The 16,227-nt window shown below is 40.9% G+C and carries 19 protein-coding genes; 17 read left to right on the forward strand and 2 right to left on the reverse strand.

What is annotated here, in order from left to right:
• Nucleotides 1-2 precede the first annotated feature (2 nt).
• The 15 genes from B3394_RS06060 to B3394_RS06130 all read left to right on the forward strand — a co-directional run bounded on the left by B3394_RS06060 (nt 3) and on the right by B3394_RS06130 (nt 13,301).
• Complete coding sequence (locus B3394_RS06060; RefSeq protein WP_177734421.1) at nt 3-464, forward strand: hypothetical protein; 462 nt, start codon at nt 3-5, stop codon at nt 462-464.
• Nucleotides 465-748: 284 nt separating this feature from the next.
• Nucleotides 749-1,606 carry an ATP phosphoribosyltransferase gene (gene hisG / locus B3394_RS06065; RefSeq protein ID WP_286914110.1) on the forward strand — a complete coding sequence of 286 codons (858 nt, stop codon included), beginning with the start codon at nt 749-751 and terminating at the stop codon, nt 1,604-1,606.
• A gap of 17 nt (nt 1,607-1,623) precedes the next feature.
• Nucleotides 1,624-2,919, forward strand: coding sequence for a histidinol dehydrogenase (gene hisD / locus B3394_RS06070; RefSeq protein WP_286914117.1), 1,296 nt, complete (start codon nt 1,624-1,626; stop codon nt 2,917-2,919).
• Nucleotides 2,906-3,955, forward strand: a complete 1,050-nt coding sequence (hisC, locus tag B3394_RS06075; protein ID WP_286914119.1) for a histidinol-phosphate transaminase — start codon at nt 2,906-2,908, stop codon at nt 3,953-3,955. Before hisD ends, hisC begins: the two co-directional genes overlap by 14 nt.
• Entirely contained in the window at nt 3,952-5,088 is a 1,137-nt protein-coding gene (gene hisB / locus B3394_RS06080; RefSeq protein WP_286914121.1) for a bifunctional histidinol-phosphatase/imidazoleglycerol-phosphate dehydratase HisB, read from the forward strand. The genes hisC and hisB overlap by 4 nt, the downstream gene beginning before the upstream one ends.
• 1 nt (nt 5,089) lies before the next feature.
• Nucleotides 5,090-5,671 (forward strand): imidazole glycerol phosphate synthase subunit HisH, encoded by a 582-nt coding sequence (hisH, locus tag B3394_RS06085; protein WP_286914134.1) that lies wholly within the window; start codon nt 5,090-5,092, stop codon nt 5,669-5,671.
• A gap of 2 nt (nt 5,672-5,673) precedes the next feature.
• A complete protein-coding gene (gene hisA / locus B3394_RS06090) occupies nt 5,674-6,393 on the forward strand; it encodes a 1-(5-phosphoribosyl)-5-[(5-phosphoribosylamino)methylideneamino]imidazole-4-carboxamide isomerase (RefSeq protein WP_286914137.1) in 720 nt (239 codons plus the stop codon).
• 3 nt (nt 6,394-6,396) lie between these two features.
• On the forward strand, nt 6,397-7,152 hold the full coding sequence (hisF, locus tag B3394_RS06095; RefSeq protein ID WP_286914139.1) for an imidazole glycerol phosphate synthase subunit HisF: 756 nt from the start codon (nt 6,397-6,399) through the stop codon (nt 7,150-7,152).
• Between the two features lie 18 nt (nt 7,153-7,170).
• Nucleotides 7,171-7,767 carry a bifunctional phosphoribosyl-AMP cyclohydrolase/phosphoribosyl-ATP diphosphatase HisIE gene (hisIE, locus tag B3394_RS06100; RefSeq protein ID WP_286914149.1) on the forward strand — a complete coding sequence of 199 codons (597 nt, stop codon included), beginning with the start codon at nt 7,171-7,173 and terminating at the stop codon, nt 7,765-7,767.
• Between the two features lie 44 nt (nt 7,768-7,811).
• Entirely contained in the window at nt 7,812-8,477 is a 666-nt protein-coding gene (locus B3394_RS06105) for a DUF2461 domain-containing protein (protein ID WP_286914155.1), read from the forward strand.
• 52 nt (nt 8,478-8,529) lie between these two features.
• On the forward strand, nt 8,530-9,291 hold the full coding sequence (locus B3394_RS06110) for an META domain-containing protein (RefSeq protein ID WP_286914158.1): 762 nt from the start codon (nt 8,530-8,532) through the stop codon (nt 9,289-9,291).
• A gap of 149 nt (nt 9,292-9,440) precedes the next feature.
• Complete coding sequence (locus tag B3394_RS06115) at nt 9,441-10,115, forward strand: response regulator transcription factor (protein ID WP_177734431.1); 675 nt, start codon at nt 9,441-9,443, stop codon at nt 10,113-10,115.
• 2 nt (nt 10,116-10,117) lie between these two features.
• A complete protein-coding gene (locus B3394_RS06120) occupies nt 10,118-11,476 on the forward strand; it encodes a HAMP domain-containing sensor histidine kinase (protein WP_286914163.1) in 1,359 nt (452 codons plus the stop codon).
• Between the two features lie 113 nt (nt 11,477-11,589).
• Complete coding sequence (locus B3394_RS06125; protein WP_286914167.1) at nt 11,590-12,318, forward strand: universal stress protein; 729 nt, start codon at nt 11,590-11,592, stop codon at nt 12,316-12,318.
• Between the two features lie 26 nt (nt 12,319-12,344).
• Nucleotides 12,345-13,301 (forward strand): bestrophin family protein, encoded by a 957-nt coding sequence (locus tag B3394_RS06130; protein WP_177734433.1) that lies wholly within the window; start codon nt 12,345-12,347, stop codon nt 13,299-13,301.
• 171 nt (nt 13,302-13,472) lie between these two features.
• On the opposite strand, the gene B3394_RS06135 is transcribed toward B3394_RS06130, so the two are convergent.
• Entirely contained in the window at nt 13,473-13,868 is a 396-nt protein-coding gene (locus B3394_RS06135; protein WP_286914169.1) for a glyoxalase, read from the reverse strand.
• A gap of 77 nt (nt 13,869-13,945) precedes the next feature.
• Nucleotides 13,946-15,190, reverse strand: coding sequence for an OmpA family protein (locus B3394_RS06140; protein WP_286914173.1), 1,245 nt, complete (start codon nt 15,188-15,190; stop codon nt 13,946-13,948).
• Between the two features lie 246 nt (nt 15,191-15,436).
• On the opposite strand from B3394_RS06140, the gene B3394_RS06145 reads away from it, so the two are divergent.
• Both B3394_RS06145 and B3394_RS06150 read left to right on the forward strand, forming a co-directional pair.
• Entirely contained in the window at nt 15,437-15,856 is a 420-nt protein-coding gene (locus B3394_RS06145) for an NUDIX domain-containing protein (RefSeq protein WP_177734436.1), read from the forward strand.
• A complete protein-coding gene (locus B3394_RS06150) occupies nt 15,853-16,224 on the forward strand; it encodes an acyl-CoA thioesterase (RefSeq protein ID WP_177734437.1) in 372 nt (123 codons plus the stop codon). Before B3394_RS06145 ends, B3394_RS06150 begins: the two co-directional genes overlap by 4 nt.
• Nucleotides 16,225-16,227 lie beyond the last annotated feature (3 nt).

The raw sequence follows: 16,227 nt of genomic DNA on the forward strand, positions 1-16,227 counted from the left end.
TTATGAATCAGGCGCATTTACACATGATCGTCAACCATTTCCCGATTATTGGAAGCATCTTCGGGGCAGGTATACTTATTGCCGGTTTAGTATTCAAAAACAAATCCATTCAGTACACAGCGTTTGTGTTACTGGCTATAGCAGCAATATTCGGACTGGTGTCCATGAGAACCGGAGAAGGAGCGGAGGAGATTGCAGAAAACCTGGGCATTAGCCGCAGCATTATACACGAACATGAAGAAATCGCTGAGAAATTTATAATCCTGTTGTATTTAACCGGAGCTGTGGCTATTTTAACATTGATTACCTCTTTAAAGAACCATGCTAAAGCCAAAGTTTTTACCTATATAACCTTATTTTTAGCGATTGCAACAGCTGTTTTATCCAAAAGTGTAGGCACTACCGGAGGGGAAATCCGTCATACAGAAATCAGAGAAAATAACGCGCAAAACCCTGTAAATTAAGTAGCTGACAACAGCTTAAAAAAGTACTTCAAAAAATATTTTATTCAAAAAAGTTATAAAAAATTAGGAAACTATTTTTTTTTGACTTTAACTTTGCAACACAAAATAGAACAGAAAAATGTTTTTAAACCAACTACATCATCATCATTATACCTCCGCTCAAGCGAAGTGATAATGATATGTGTATAAACCATATATTTTTTAAACCCGTTTGAGTACATCAAACGGGTTTTTTATTTCCGATACCTTTCGTTGTACTCAGGCACATTCTCCAAACTAAAAAAATGAGTACATTAAAAATTGCCATCCAAAAATCCGGCCGATTAAACGAAGACAGCCTTAAGCTGCTTCGTGATTGCGGTATCTCCATCAGCAACGAGAACGACCAGCTAAAAACCGAAGCAACCAATTTTCCTTTGGAAGTGCTGTTCCTGAGCAATGCCGACATTCCTCAATATCTTTTGGACGGGGTCGTGGATATTGCCATCGTGGGAAGCAACCTTTTAATCGAAAAAGGTCCGCAAATTCCGATACTGGAAAAATTAGGCTTTTCAAAATGCCGGGTTTCGGTAGCAGTGCCGAAAAATTTCACCTATGCATCCTTATCCGACCTCCGGAATCTGCGCATTGCCACCTCTTATCCCGAAACGGTTAAAGCCTATTTTGAAACACAGGAAATTCCTATTGCCCTGCACGAAATATCCGGCTCGGTAGAGATTGCGCCCAATATCGGCCTTGCTGATGCAATTGTAGATATAGTTTCCACCGGCAGCACCCTTTTTAAAAACAACCTGAAAGAAGTCGCCGTAATCCTGAAAAGTGAAGCCGTTCTGGCCGTTTCACCGGCTATCCCGGAACAGCAGAAAAAATTGATCGAACGCTTCCGGTTCCGGGTGCAATCCGTACTGAAAGCCGGCAAGCTGAAATATGTGCTGATGAATGTTCCTGACGAAAAAATACAGGCAATCAGCGAAATCCTTCCGGTACTCAAAAGCCCGACGATAGTGCCGTTAAATCAAAACGGCTGGAGCAGTGTACAATCGGTTATCGATGAAGCCCAATTTTGGGAAGTCATCGACAAGCTGAAAGAAATAGGAGCAGAAGGAATATTGGTTTGTCCTATTGAAAAAATGGTCGTTTAACATTTAAAAAACTAATTATGAACACACTATTGTACCCGTCACGCGAAATATGGGCCGATACCCTGAAACGTCCCGTAGCGCCTTTTGAAAATATCGAAGCTACCGTAAAACAGATTTTTAAAGAAGTCACCGCAAAAGGAGATGCAGCTGTTATAAAATACACCCATTTCTTCGATGATGTCCGTTTAACCGATATTCAGGTTGCCGAAGCAGAAATAGCAAAAGCCGCAGCATTAGTCCCGGAAGCGCTAAAAACGGCAATTCAGGAAGCCAAAAGAAATATCGAAAGCTTCCACATGGCACAAAAAACGGAAACTATAGCGCTGGAAACAACGGCAGGAGTCCGCTGTTGGATTAGCAAAAAGCCTATTCAGAAAATCGGGTTATACATTCCGGGCGGTTCAGCTCCTTTGTTTTCTACCGTTTTAATGCTGGCTGTGCCGGCTGCGATTGCCGGTTGTAAGGAAATAGTACTCTGTACGCCACCGGATAAAAACGGACAGATAAATCCGGTCATTCTTTATACAGCCGGTATTTGCGGCATTACCACCGTTATAAAAGCCGGCGGCATACAGGCGATTGCCGGCATGACGGTTGGAACAACCGCTATTCCCAAAGTATATAAGATTTTCGGACCGGGTAATTCGTTTGTAACCGGAGCAAAACAATATGCCGCACAACTGGGAACAGCTATCGACATGCCGGCAGGGCCATCGGAATTGCTGGTATTTGCCGATGAAAGTGCCAATATTCAATTTGTAAGTGCCGACTTGCTGAGCCAGGCAGAGCACGGATCGGACAGCCAGGTTGTTTTGGTTACCACCACACCGGAAACAGCAGCGGCAGTAAAGAAAGAAATCCAAAAACAACTGACCCGGTTACCGAGAAAAGCCATCGCGGAGCAGGCATTGCAAAATTCCCGGTTTATCGTTGTTGAAAACGATGCAGTTGCATTGGAATTAATAAACGAATATGCACCGGAGCACTTAATCATCTGCAGCCGTCAGGAAGCTTTTTTTACCGAAGGGATTCAAAATGCAGGCTCCGTTTTTTTAGGCAATTACAGCCCGGAAAGTGCCGGAGATTATGCCTCGGGAACAAATCACACCCTGCCGACGAATGGTTTTGCAAAATCATACAGCGGTGTTAATCTGGACAGCTTTTTAAAATCGGTTACTTTCCAGAAAATAAGTCCGGAAGGCATACAAAACATAGGAAAAACTATTGAAATCATGGCGGAAGCAGAAGGTTTGCAGGCACACAAAAATGCCGTTACCCTGCGCCTTAACGAATTGACAGATGAAAACATTTAATATTGAAAAACTAATCCGTAAAAATGTGCTGCAAATGAAAGCTTATACGGCGGCACGGGATGAGTTTCAAAAAACTGCTCCGGAAATGATTTACCTGGATGCTAATGAAAATCCGTTTGACAATGGTGTAAACCGCTATCCGGATCCGCAGCAGCAGGATTTAAAAAAGGTAATTGCCGCTTTCCGGAATGTCAGTGCGGCTGCAATCACTTTAGGAAACGGAAGTGACGAACTGCTGGATTTAATATTCCGTGCCTTTTGTACGCCGGATCAGGACAATATTATAACGCTGCCGCCCACTTATGGCATGTATGAAGTGTTGGCCGGGCTGAATGCCGTAGAAAACAGAACTGTGCAGCTAACGCCTGATTTTCAGCTAAACATACCGGAAATCTTAAACAGGGTCGATCCAAATACCAAACTGCTTTTTATCTGTTCGCCAAACAATCCAACCGGAAATACATTCCCGGAAAAAGCCATTACAAGCCTTTTGGAACAATTTAAAGGAATTATTGTTCTTGATGAAGCCTATATTGATTTTTCGGAAACCGGAAGCTGGCTGCAAAAAATAGCAGATTATCCCAACCTGATCATCATACAAACCTTTTCGAAAGCATTTGGAATGGCCGGAATACGTTTGGGTGCGGCGTATGCTTCCGAAGCAATTACCGCAATTTTAAATAAAATAAAACCACCGTATAATATCAATACGCTGACTCAGGAAAAAGCATTAACTTTAATTAACGATACAAAAGTAAAATACAAAATCACTTTAATTAAAGCAGAAAAAGAGAATTTAATTAAAGTATTGCTTGAAGTTGGTTTTATTAAAAAGATATATCCTTCGGCAGCAAATTTTATACTGGTACAGGTTGATGATGCCGAAAAAAGATACCGTCAGTTAATCGATAAAGGAATTGTAGTGCGCAACCGGAATAACTATCCGTTATGCCAAAATTGCCTTCGCATAACCATCGGCACAAAAGAAGAAAACAACCAATTGTTAACCGCTTTACTGGAAATGAACAGATCATGAAAAAAGTATTGTTTATAGACCGCGACGGAACTTTAATCCTCGAACCTGATGATTACCAGGTAAACACTTTTGAAAAACTTGTATTCTATCCGGAAGTGTTTCACTACCTCGGTAAGATTGCCGCCGAACTTGATTTTGAAATGGTAATGGTTACCAATCAGGACGGTCTGGGAACGGCTGCTTACCCGGAAACCGTTTTCAGTTCCATTCAGGATTTTATCCTTAAAAGCTTTGCAAATGAAGGCATTATCTTTAGCAATGTCTTTATTGACAGGAGTTTTCCGGAACAAAACAGCCCGATGCGGAAACCCAAAACAGGAATGCTGACATCATACCTGAATACTCCGGACTATGATTTAACCGGTTCCTTTGTTATTGGCGACCGGATGACAGATGTGGAACTGGCTAAAAACCTGGGCTGCAAAGCTATTTTTATAACCGATCATGAAACACTGGGCAGCAATGAAGTTGCTGTTTCGAAAGAGGTTTTAGAAAACAGTATCGCCTTGCGGACAACATCATGGAAAGCCATTTACGAATACCTGAGCCGGTCACGGCGAACTGCCGCAATAACCCGGAAAACAAACGAAACCGATATTACAGTCAGCATCAATCTGGATGGAACGGGACAAAGCAGCATCAGCACAGGAATCGCTTTTTTCGACCACATGCTGGACCAGTTGGCGCGTCACGGGCAAATTGATCTTACTCTGGAAGTAACCGGTGATCTGGAAGTAGACGAACACCATACTGTTGAAGACACGGCTATTGCGTTGGGAGAAGTTTTTGCCAGGGCTTTAGGGAACAAACTGGGCATAGAGCGCTACGGTTTCTGTTTGCCAATGGACGACTGCCTGGCACAGGTGGCAATCGATTTTGGCGGACGAAACTGGATTGTATGGGAAACGGAATTCAAACGGGAATATATCGGGAAAATGCCGACAGAATTGTTTTTCCATTTTTTTAAATCCTTTAGCGATGGCGCAAAAGCCAATTTAAATATCAAAGCTGAAGGCACAAACGAGCATCATAAAATAGAAGCCATCTTTAAAGCTTTTGCCAAAGCCATAAAAATGGCCGTAAAACAAGATTTAGAAAAACGAATACTGCCTTCAACAAAAGGCCTCCTTTAAAATGAAAATAGCCATTATCGACTACGGTTCCGGGAATATTCAGAGTGTTCAGTTTGCGTTACAGCGACTGGGACACAACGGTATCCTGAGTGCTGATCCGGAAGTTATAGCAACTGCCGACAAAGTTATGTTTCCGGGTGTTGGAGAAGCCTCCAGCGCCATGAACCGCTTACAAAAAACACAGTTAGACCTGCTCATTCCGCAACTCCGGCAGCCTGTTTTGGGCATCTGCCTGGGAATGCAGCTGCTCTGCAAAACTTCCGAAGAAGGCAATACAGCCTGTCTGGATATTTTTGACACTGCTGTTGTCCGGTTTCCAAACACGGTAAAAGTACCTCAGGTAGGCTGGAATACCTTATACAACCTCCGGTCGGAACTGTTTAAAGGCATACCGGAACAGGAATTCATGTATCTGGTACACAGTTATTATGTACCGCTTACAAAAGAGTGCATCGCTGCTGCAGATTATGGTATTTGCTATTCGGCAGCGTTGCAGCGAGATAATTTTTTCGGCGTACAGTTTCACCCGGAAAAAAGCGGCCTTATGGGCGAAAAACTGCTTTCCAATTTTTTAAAACTATAATTATGAGAATTATACCGGCAATTGATATCATCAACGGAAAATGTGTCCGGCTCACCAAAGGCAATTACAACACTGTCACGGTATATAATGAAGACCCGCTGGAAGTAGCCCGGAAATTTGAAGATCACGGCATGGAATACCTGCACCTGGTGGATCTGGACGGTGCAAAAGCCGAAGGTATTATCCACTACAGGATTTTAGAAAAAATAGCCACCCGGACCAATCTCAAAATTGATTTTGGCGGCGGCATAAAGTCCGATACCGATTTGCGGATTGCTTTCGAATGCGGAGCACAGCAGATTACAGCAGGAAGCATCGCGATTAAAGCTCCGGAAGTCTTTAAAAACTGGATTGCCTTATATGGTTCGGAAAAAATAATCCTGGGCGCAGATGTCAAAGAAGAAAAAATAGCCGTTTCCGGCTGGCTTGAAGAGAGTACGCAAACCGTTATTCCGTTTTTGCAGGAATACCGGCAAAGCGGTATTTCCTATGTTACCTGTACAGACATTTCACGCGATGGCATGCTGGAAGGTCCTGCTGTGGAGCTGTACCAAAAAATAATAGCATCAGTACCCGGCATCAGGCTAATCGCCTCCGGCGGTGTTTCCGGCTATGATGATCTGATCCGCCTGAACACATTGGGCTGTGAAGGCGTTATTATCGGGAAAGCGATTTACGAGAACAGAATCACGTTACGACAATTGGAACAATTCAATTTATAAAACATGTTAACAAAAAGAATAATTCCCTGTCTGGATATTCAAAACGGACGAACGGTAAAAGGCATTAACTTCCTGAACCTGAAAGATGCCGGCGATCCGGTGGCACTGGCTAAAAAATATGCCGAAAACGGGGCTGACGAACTGGTATTGCTGGACATTTCGGCTACAGCCGAAGAAAGAAAAACAATGGTTTCCTTAGTACGCCGGGTAGCACAGGCAATTAATATACCGTTTACGGTGGGCGGCGGTATCCGGACTGTGGAAGATGTGGCCGCTTTACTCCAAAACGGAGCCGACAAAATTGCGATCAATTCTGCAGCGATCCAAGATCCGGATAGCATTACCCGATTGGCAGAACGCTTTGGGAGTCAGTGTGTGGTGGTGGCTATCGATGCGGCATTTCAGGATACTAAGTGGCAGGTGTACCGGAACGGAGGAAAGACCGCTACCGGACTGGATTTGTTTTCTTGGGCAAAAGAGGCGGTAAAACGCGGTGCCGGCGAAATACTTTTTACCTCGATGGATCATGACGGTACCAAAAACGGCTTTGCAAACGAGGCATTAGCCCGGTTATCGGAATCGTTGCCCGTGCCGGTAATTGCTTCCGGCGGTGCCGGCCATACAGCAGATTTTGTGACTGTATTCCGGTCCGGAAAAGCCGATGCTGCCCTGGCTGCAAGTATTTTCCACTTTCAGGAAATTACAATCCCGGATTTAAAAAAAGAACTCAGAAGAAACGGTATTGCCGTTCGAATTTAACCCGATACAAAACCCAAAATGATACCCGATTTTAATAAAAATCCCGACCAATTGCTTCCGGCCATCATACAGGATGTCCGTACAGCCGCTATTTTAATGCTTGGCTATATGAATGAAGCTGCCTATACCAAAACGCTGGAAACCCGGAAAGTGACCTTTTTTAGCCGTACAAAAAACCGGTTGTGGACAAAAGGAGAAACGAGCGGCAATTACCTGCAGCTGGTATCGCTCCGGTCCGATTGCGATCGCGATACGCTGCTTCTAAAAGTACTACCAACAGGTCCGGTTTGCCATAAAGGTACCGATACCTGCTGGGGTGAAGCTAATAATCCACCGTTTGGCTTTCTGTCGGTATTGGAACAGACCATAAAAGAACGGCGAGAGCAACCGGAAACCAATAGTTATATTGCTTCCCTGTTTCAAAAGGGAATCAATACGATTGCCCAGAAAGTAGGAGAGGAAGCGGTGGAAGTAATCATCGAGGCAAAAGATGACAACAACACGCTGTTTTTAAATGAAAGCGCCGATTTGCTATTTCACTATCTGATACTGCTTCAGGCAAAAGGATTTCAACTACAGGATGTTGTTGCAATTTTGGAGCAAAGAGCTAAATAATTTTAAAAACAGAAGCAAATAATTTGTACTTTTAAAATAAAAAAATGATTACAAAAGTAGAACTGGAGTTTCTTGTAGCCTTACAAAAAAACAATAACAGGGAATGGTTTGCAGCACATAAAAAAGAGTTTCAAAGCCATGAAAAAAAAGTAAAATCCTTTTTTAAGGAAATCAACGACGACTTAGAAAAACTGGACAGTATCGATAAAATGCAGGTCTTTAGAATTTATAGAGACGTCCGTTTTTCAAAAGACAAATCCCCTTATAAAAATCATTTTAGTGTGGGATTTTCACGAACCAAGCCGTTATTAAGAGGCGGTTATTATTTGCATATCGAACCGGGTGCCAGCTTTATTGGCGGCGGATTCTGGGATCCCAATGCGGAAGACCTGAACCGGATCCGGAAGGAGTTTGAAACGGACGATGAAGAAATCCGCGCTATTATTGCCGATCCTACGTTTCAAAAGGTATTTGGTGAGTTAAAAGGAGATGAACTTAAAACAGCGCCGAAAGGTTTTGACAAGGCACATCCTGCCATCGATCTGATTCGTAAAAAACAATTCCTGGTATCCAAAAGCTTTACCGATCAGGAGGTTATCCATCCCGATTTTAAAAAAGAAGTACTGGCTACCTTTCAGGCCATGCGTCCGTTTTTTGACTATATGAGTGACGTTTTATCGACAAACCTGAACGGAGAATCCCTGTATTAACTGAAATTGGTACGGTTTCTGTAAAGCATTGGTCATTAAAAATAAGAATACGATGAAAAGATTAGCTATTTTAATGCTGGTAATGACTTTATTTGCCTGCAACAGTACTAAAGTGAAACAGGAAACAACAAATAGGGATACCCGTGAGCAGCAGCCGGAACAGGTTTACTTTAAGAGTATCGGAACAGAACCTTTCTGGGCTATTGAAATCAGTGCCCGACAAATTAAGTACACAACACCGGAAAACACAGAAGGCATTGTCTTTGACGGAGTGGAACCGGTGCGGGTAATGGATGCCAATATTAAAAGTTATCATTCCAGATCGAAAGCCGGCGAGATCAAAATAACCATTACACAGGGAAAATGTTCTGACGGCATGTCTGATCAGGAGCACAATTATGCCGTAAAAGTGGCGTTGAAATTAACCGGAGACAAAGATTTTAAAAATCTTCAGGGATGTGGTAATTATATCGTGGATTACCGCCTGCACGATATCTGGGTACTGGAAGAAATGGAAGGGCAAAAAGTAGCCGATTCCGATTTCAATACCCGTCCGAATATGGAAATAAATGCCGCAGAAGCCCGTTTCAGTGGTTCGGCAGGCTGCAACAGGATGTTTGGAAAATTGTTTTCTGAAAGAAACCTGCTGCGTTTTACCGGAATCGGAACTACGAGAATGCTGTGTGATAAAATTTCAAATGAAGCAAAATTCCTGAAAGCTTTAGAAAGTGCAACCGGTTATGAAATAAAAAACAACCGATTATACCTTTCCAATCCGGACGGTATAAAACTGGTTTTTAAAAAAGTAGATTAGTTTTAACAATTTAAAATACAAACATTTAAATACACTTTATTAAACTTAAACATAAATAAAGTTTTTTATTTACAATAGCAAGCAGATTGGATCGCAACAGCTGATTTTTAATTTTAATTCCTATTTTTGTGAAAATTACCATTAAGGAAATGAAGTTATTAATTGTTGAAGATGAACCCAATCTGCTTGCTGCATTAAGAAAAGGACTTTCTGAAAAGAATCATGATGTAAGTGCTGCCTTAGACGGAACAACAGCCCTGGAAATGATTAGTAATACCAGTTTTGATGTTATCATACTTGATATCATGCTGCCGGATATTAACGGAATTGAGATTTGCCGCCGTTTAAGAGCGGCTGCCAATTATGTCCCTATATTGATACTGACAGCGCTGAGCAGCAGCGAAAACATCGTACACGGTTTAAATGCCGGTGCCGACGATTATTTAGCAAAACCATTCCAGTTTACCGAACTTGAAGCCCGGGTAAATGCTTTGGCCCGCAGAGCAGGACAGGATCAGAAACCCGTTGAAAAAATCATAATTGACGATTTAGAGATCGATCTCCGTTCTAAAACAGTTAAAAGAAACGAAACTTCGATAGTGCTTACCGCCAAAGAGTTTAGTTTATTGTACTATCTGGCAAAAAATTCCGGCACGATCTTATCCAGAGCCAAGATTTTAGATAATGTGTGGAATATCAATTTTGACATGAATACCAACGTAGTTGATGTTTATATTAATTATCTGCGTAAAAAAATTGACCATCCTTATGAGAATAAGCTAATCCATACCATCAAAGGCTTAGGGTATGTTATAAAAGAATAATTATGCAGATCAAAAAGAAGATTACGATCAATTATATTGCCCTTTCCGGATTCAGTACTTTGTTATTATGTACTGTTGTTTTCTTTTTATTCAAACAGAATAATCAGTATTACTTTAGAAAAAGGCTGGAGGACCGGGCTAAAATTGTAGCATCAATCCACTATCAGCACGATCCGTTAAAGGCAAAATACTACCAGGAATTAAAGACAAACGGACTGGAGGAGCTGAAAGAAGAGAAAGAATATGTACTAAAAGTGAATAGTTCCAATTCTTTTGAATACAATACGGATCTGGAGTTACCGACCGAATTTTATTCTTCCGTGATGAAAAACAATTCCGGATGGATAGAAGAAAACGGCTTGTATTACTACGGACAGATCTTTAATGAGGCCCGTGTAAAATATATGGTTATCGTGTCGGCTAAAGATCTTCGCGGCAGTGCCAGTACTTTATTCATTACCCGTATTTTATTGTTATGCGGTTTGGGGTTTATCATTTTAGCTTATTTTTTCGGGCGTTTTCTGGCTTTGCGCGTTATCAATCCGGTTTCAAGGATTACCAGCGAGGTGAAACGGATCAGTGCTTCCAATCTGCACAACCGCTTACCCGAGGTGAATGATTCCGATGAACTTGCCGATCTGACCAAAACCTTCAACGATATGCTTGACCGGTTGGAAACCTCGTTTGAAATACAGGCCAATTTTATCAATAATGCCTCCCACGAATTAAAAACACCTATTACGACCATCATTGCAGAAACGGAAATTACCCTGCTGAAAGAAAGGGGAACCGAAGAATACATCGGCACACTGGAAAACATCCACCATCAGGCTTCCCGATTGAGCAACCTGACCGAAAGCCTGTTAAAACTTACGCAAACCGGTTATGACGGCAAAAAACAGGTACAGGACATTATCCGCGTAGATGAATTGCTGCTGGAAGTGAAAAGTGACCTTGATAAAATTTATCCGGGTAACAGAGTGAGCATTAACCTGAGCGACATTCCGGAAGATGATTCCCTGTTGGTTTTGCCGTGCAACAAGCCTTTATTAGAACTCGCAATAGGAAATATCATTACAAACGGCGTGAAATATTCCGATAATGAGGAAGTTTTTGTAAATGTTACAGCCAATGCGGAACATCTTAAAATCGTTATTACCGATATCGGAATCGGGATCCCGCCGGAAGATATCCCGTATCTTTATGAGCCGTTTTTCCGGGGTAAAAAAGCCTCCCGATATGTAGGTTACGGGCTGGGACTTCCTTTGGCAATGAAAATTATCCGTATGCACAACGGTGAATTATCCATACAATCGGAAGCCGATAAAGGAACCATCGTAAGTATCATTTTTAAAAGATAAAGGCAACATTAGAATTTCTAATGTAAAATCTTAGAATATTCTAATTTTAGTTTAATAAAATTATAAGCTGGGTGCAGTTGTTTTGCTGGTATAAAACATTAAAAATTATACCGATGAACAATATTCTTATTCCTACCCAGTTTGAAAGTGATACTATTGATGCAATCAAAACAGCTATAAAATATGCCGAAAGCAAAAGCTGTACAATTGTTTTAACTACCGTTACAGATGTTCCGGGCTCTATTTATTCCCCGTCATTTTTCCTTCGCACCGCAGTACCGGAAATGACGGAAGCCCAGCACGAATTACTACAGGAATGCAAAAGCATTGTTGCCGCTACCAAAAACTGCCAGCTTAAGGTACACCACCAGTTTGGTATTTCTGCACCGTTGATTAAGAATCTTCTGGAACATTTTTCGGTAGGATTGGTTATTCTTACCCAATCCTACAAATCCAACACGAATAGAACACAACGTCATTTATTGCAGCTCGTTTCCAATTGCAAATGCCCGATACTGCACATGGGCTACAATAAAGAGGAACGTGATTTTAATAAAGCGCTGTATCTCGAACATACACAAACAAAAATCGGGATCCAGGATCTTCAAAAAATTGTAAGTGAGAAGTTCAGTTTTAAAATTGTAAGCCAGGCATCGGTATTTGAAGAACAAAAACCGGAAGACATTACACCATACCTGTCTGAAACTATCTCAAAAAACAATATTGACCTGTTGGTTGAAACCCGAAAACCCGAAAAAAACCGCTTAAAAAAGAAAACGGATAGCCATGTTAATGAAGTTTTAGGACTTCCGGTACTATCCTTATATGAAGAGAGGGTTTGATTTTATAATCTTAAAAACACTAATGTATGTTACTAAAAAAAAGAGTACCCCTAAAATATATACTGGGAAAAATACGAATGGAATTAGCATTAATTGTATTGTATTGCGTTTCTTTTGAAATTTTCCACCATTATTTCCAAACCGTTCCAACAAAAATTCCAATTGCGATACCGTCAATTATCGGGACGATTATTTCCTTATTGCTGGCGTTTAAATCCAACCAGGCTTATGACCGATGGTGGGAAGCCCGAATTGTATGGGGTGCGATTGTTAATGATTCGCGTTCCTTAATGCGTCAGGTGATCGGTTTTTATAAAGATCCTGATTTTTCAACAAGGGCAAATGATTATAAAGAGCGTTTTGCAAACAGGCAGGCGGCATGGTGTTACAGTCTGGGCGAATCGTTGCGCGGCAAAGATCCGATAAAGCCGATAAAGTCTTTACTGACTGAGGAAGAGCTGCGTTTTGTTAAAAAGCACAAACACGTTCCAAATGCTATATTGATGCTGCACGTAAAGGAGTTAAGAAAAGCCAATGAAGAAGGAAAAATCAATGTGTACCAGCAGGTTGAAATTGACAATACTTTAACCCGGCTGTGTGATTCAATGGGGAAGTGTGAGCGTATTAAAAACACCATTTTCCCAACCACATACAGCTTGTACATCCGCTTTACATTGTTCCTGTTCCTGATCTTACTGCCTTTCGGGCTTACTGATTTCCTGGGATGGTTCCGAATTCCGCTGGTAACCACGATTGGTGCGGCTTTCTTCCTGATTGAAAAGATGGCAATACACCTGCAGGATCCGTTTGAAAACCGACCAACCGATACACCAATGATCCTGATTTCCAATACTATTGAAAAGAATCTGCTTCAAATGGTGAATGAATATCGAAACGAGTTTGAGTTTGATGGAGAAGCGACCAAAGAAGAAGTGAATTTAGCACACATACAACCGGTAAAAAATGCCTATTTTGTGTTATAGTAGATAGCAGGCATACCATGAAAAGGGATCGTCAGGATCCCTTTTTTATTGATTCCAGACAATTAAAGCATTATGCTGCCTGTTATAAATAAATTGCAGCCAGCAGCCGGCAAACTAAATTAATAGCTAAAAAATGATAAAAGGGCAGTGAATTCACTGCCCTTTTTGTTATTAATCTAATTCTAATAATTGTACCTGGCTTTTTAACCGCTCGATTAAGACATTCATCATTCTCTTGTTCAGATTGGATGAGTTCTTAATATATTCCTGATATTCTCCAACTGTAAAGAGTCCTAAAATCATCCCTTTTAAGGAATTTCTGAATTTAATGTCCCGCTGGATTACATTTTCGATATACGCTAATTTTTTATCCGGGGTTAAGGAAAAGAAAACATTTTTCTGTTTTACAGCATAATTCAGGAAAACCTGAATAAAGAGTTCATTTTGTAATCTTAAAATCGGACGTAAGATTTTGTTTTGAAAAATTTCTTCCGATGAAGATTGCTCTGTGATTGTTCCCAAGGCTTCACCTCTAAGATCAATCAGGAAAGTGTCGCGATTTTCCATTTTTTATTTTAAAGTTAAAAAAAAACCGCTGCGTAATTGCAGCGGTTTTTAATAAGTTATGAATAACGTATTGTTAATTACTTCACTCTGAAAGTTACTCTTCTAACCATTTGACGGGCTACTTTAGAGTCTTTCGCAACAGAGTTGTCTTCACCGTTACCAACAATGGTCATTCTTGAAGCTTCAATTCCGGATTTAGCAAGAATTGTTTTTACCGTTTGTGCTCTTCTGTGTGATAAGTCTTTGTTATAATCTGTATTTCCGATTTCATCTGCATATCCGATTACTTCTGCTTTAGCAGATGGATTTGCTTTTAAGAATTTCGCCAGAAAGTCCAATCCTGAAACAGAGCTTGAAGACGGTTGGGTAGAGTTAAAGTCAAAATAAACATTAACATATCCCTGGTTGATCATGTCTTTGATCGTTTCGTTACTCAAACCGGCACCGCTGTTACCTGATCCACCGTAGTTTCTCTCTAAATAGCTTTCCAGTTCGTCCGGAATACCATTGTTGTTTCTGTCAATCGTTCTTCCTTTTGTATCTACTGCAACACCAGGAATAGAGTTTGGCTCTGCATCTAAATAATCCGGCACACCGTCTTTATCAGAGTCATTCATCATGGTTTCCAGATCACCAACTCTTTTTTCCAATTCGGCTAATTTGTCTACTTTGCTTTCTTCATAATACCAGTCGGCATGTTTAGCATTCTTTCCTAAATAGATCGAAAGACCAATAGTAGCATTGTATAATGTTCCGTTAAAACCTCTGTCTTCCGGCGCAATACCACCATCGAAAGTATTGGACTGACGTACATTGTTAATCATCGAGAAATCGGCATTTAAAGCAATTCTTTCCGATAATTTCACCTGTCCGGTAAGACCGATAATATGGTTTAACATGTTATCCGTTCCTTCAAACCGGTCATTTGTCATAAAAGCATAACCAATACCGGTATGTGCCTGAACGTTTAATCGCTGCGTCCATTCTTCAAAGTTAAGCACACGTCCTAAATTTACAACACCCTGGATATCCGTTCTGTAATATTTACCATCAAAAGAAGCACTTTTTGAAGCGTTCTCAAACTGGTCGTATCCAACATCAACTTTTAAACCGAATTTGTTGTTGAACATATAACGCACTCCAAGGTCAGCATGAAAAAGATTGTAATCTTTAGTATAGTAACCGGTAGTAAGGGGAGTAGTAGGCTTACTGATTCCTCCGTTAATGTCGATAGACCATTTGTTAAAACCTGGGGTTTCCTGAGCTGTAGCAGTACCTAAAGAAAGTACCGTTACGAATAAAGGCAGCATAATTCTTTTCATATGTCTTTACTTTTTCATTCAACGATAACCGCTGAATATTCTTATTTATTTAGGGCAAAGATAGGGAGATTGGCCGGGCTTAAAGTGTTTAAAACAGTACCTTTGCCTTGAAAACTGGGCTTTTGCGTTCATTATTCTTCAAAAAAAGCATCTTTTTTTTGCTGATTTTTTCACATACAGAACTTAAAAATGTATTTTTATAACAAAAAAAAGCTGAATATTTACAGCATACATAATTCTAACTTTATGAGGAATTCTAACATTTTTTTAACAGTTGACGCGGTAATCGTAAAAAAAACACCGGCCAACGACTACCTGCTTTTAATTAAAAGGAACAACGAGCCCTTTCAAAACTGCTGGGCACTGCCCGGCGGCTTCGTCGATTTAAACGAAGATCTTATGGCAGCAGCAATACGGGAACTTTATGAAGAAACGACGATTGCGGTAACGCAGCTGGAGCAAATTGGTGCTTTTGGCAAGCCTTTCAGAGATCCCCGAAATCATGTGGTTTCGGTAGCCTATTATGGTGAGGTAGCGGAAGATACGATCGCTATTGCAGCCGATGATGCCCGGGAGGCAAAATGGTTTTCAATAAAAGCGCTTCCAAAATTAGCATTTGACCACGAAGAAATAGTAAATTTGGCGCTTCAAAAGTTTACTATATGAAATATCAAACGAGAAAATGGGTAAAACCAGAAGACTTGAATGCTAACGGAACCTTATTCGGAGGAATGCTTTTATCATGGATTGATGAGGAAGCAGCACTTTTTGCAATCATTCAGCTAAAAAACAACAAGATTGTAACCAAGTTTATGTCGGAAATCAACTTTATGAGTTCGGCAAGACAAGGGGATATTATCGAAATCGGTATCGATCTTGTAAAATTCGGAAGAAGCTCCATTATAATGAAGTGTGAAGTGCGTAACGTAATGACCAAAGAAACCATTATCACGGTTGATGCCATTACTATGGTAAATCTGGACAGCTTTGGGCGTCCGGCTCCCCACGGAAAAACCGAAGTAGAAATTATATAGGGT

Source organism: Flavobacterium sp. UBA4197, assembly GCF_002379575.1.
GTDB lineage: Bacteria > Bacteroidota > Bacteroidia > Flavobacteriales > Flavobacteriaceae > Flavobacterium > Flavobacterium inviolabile.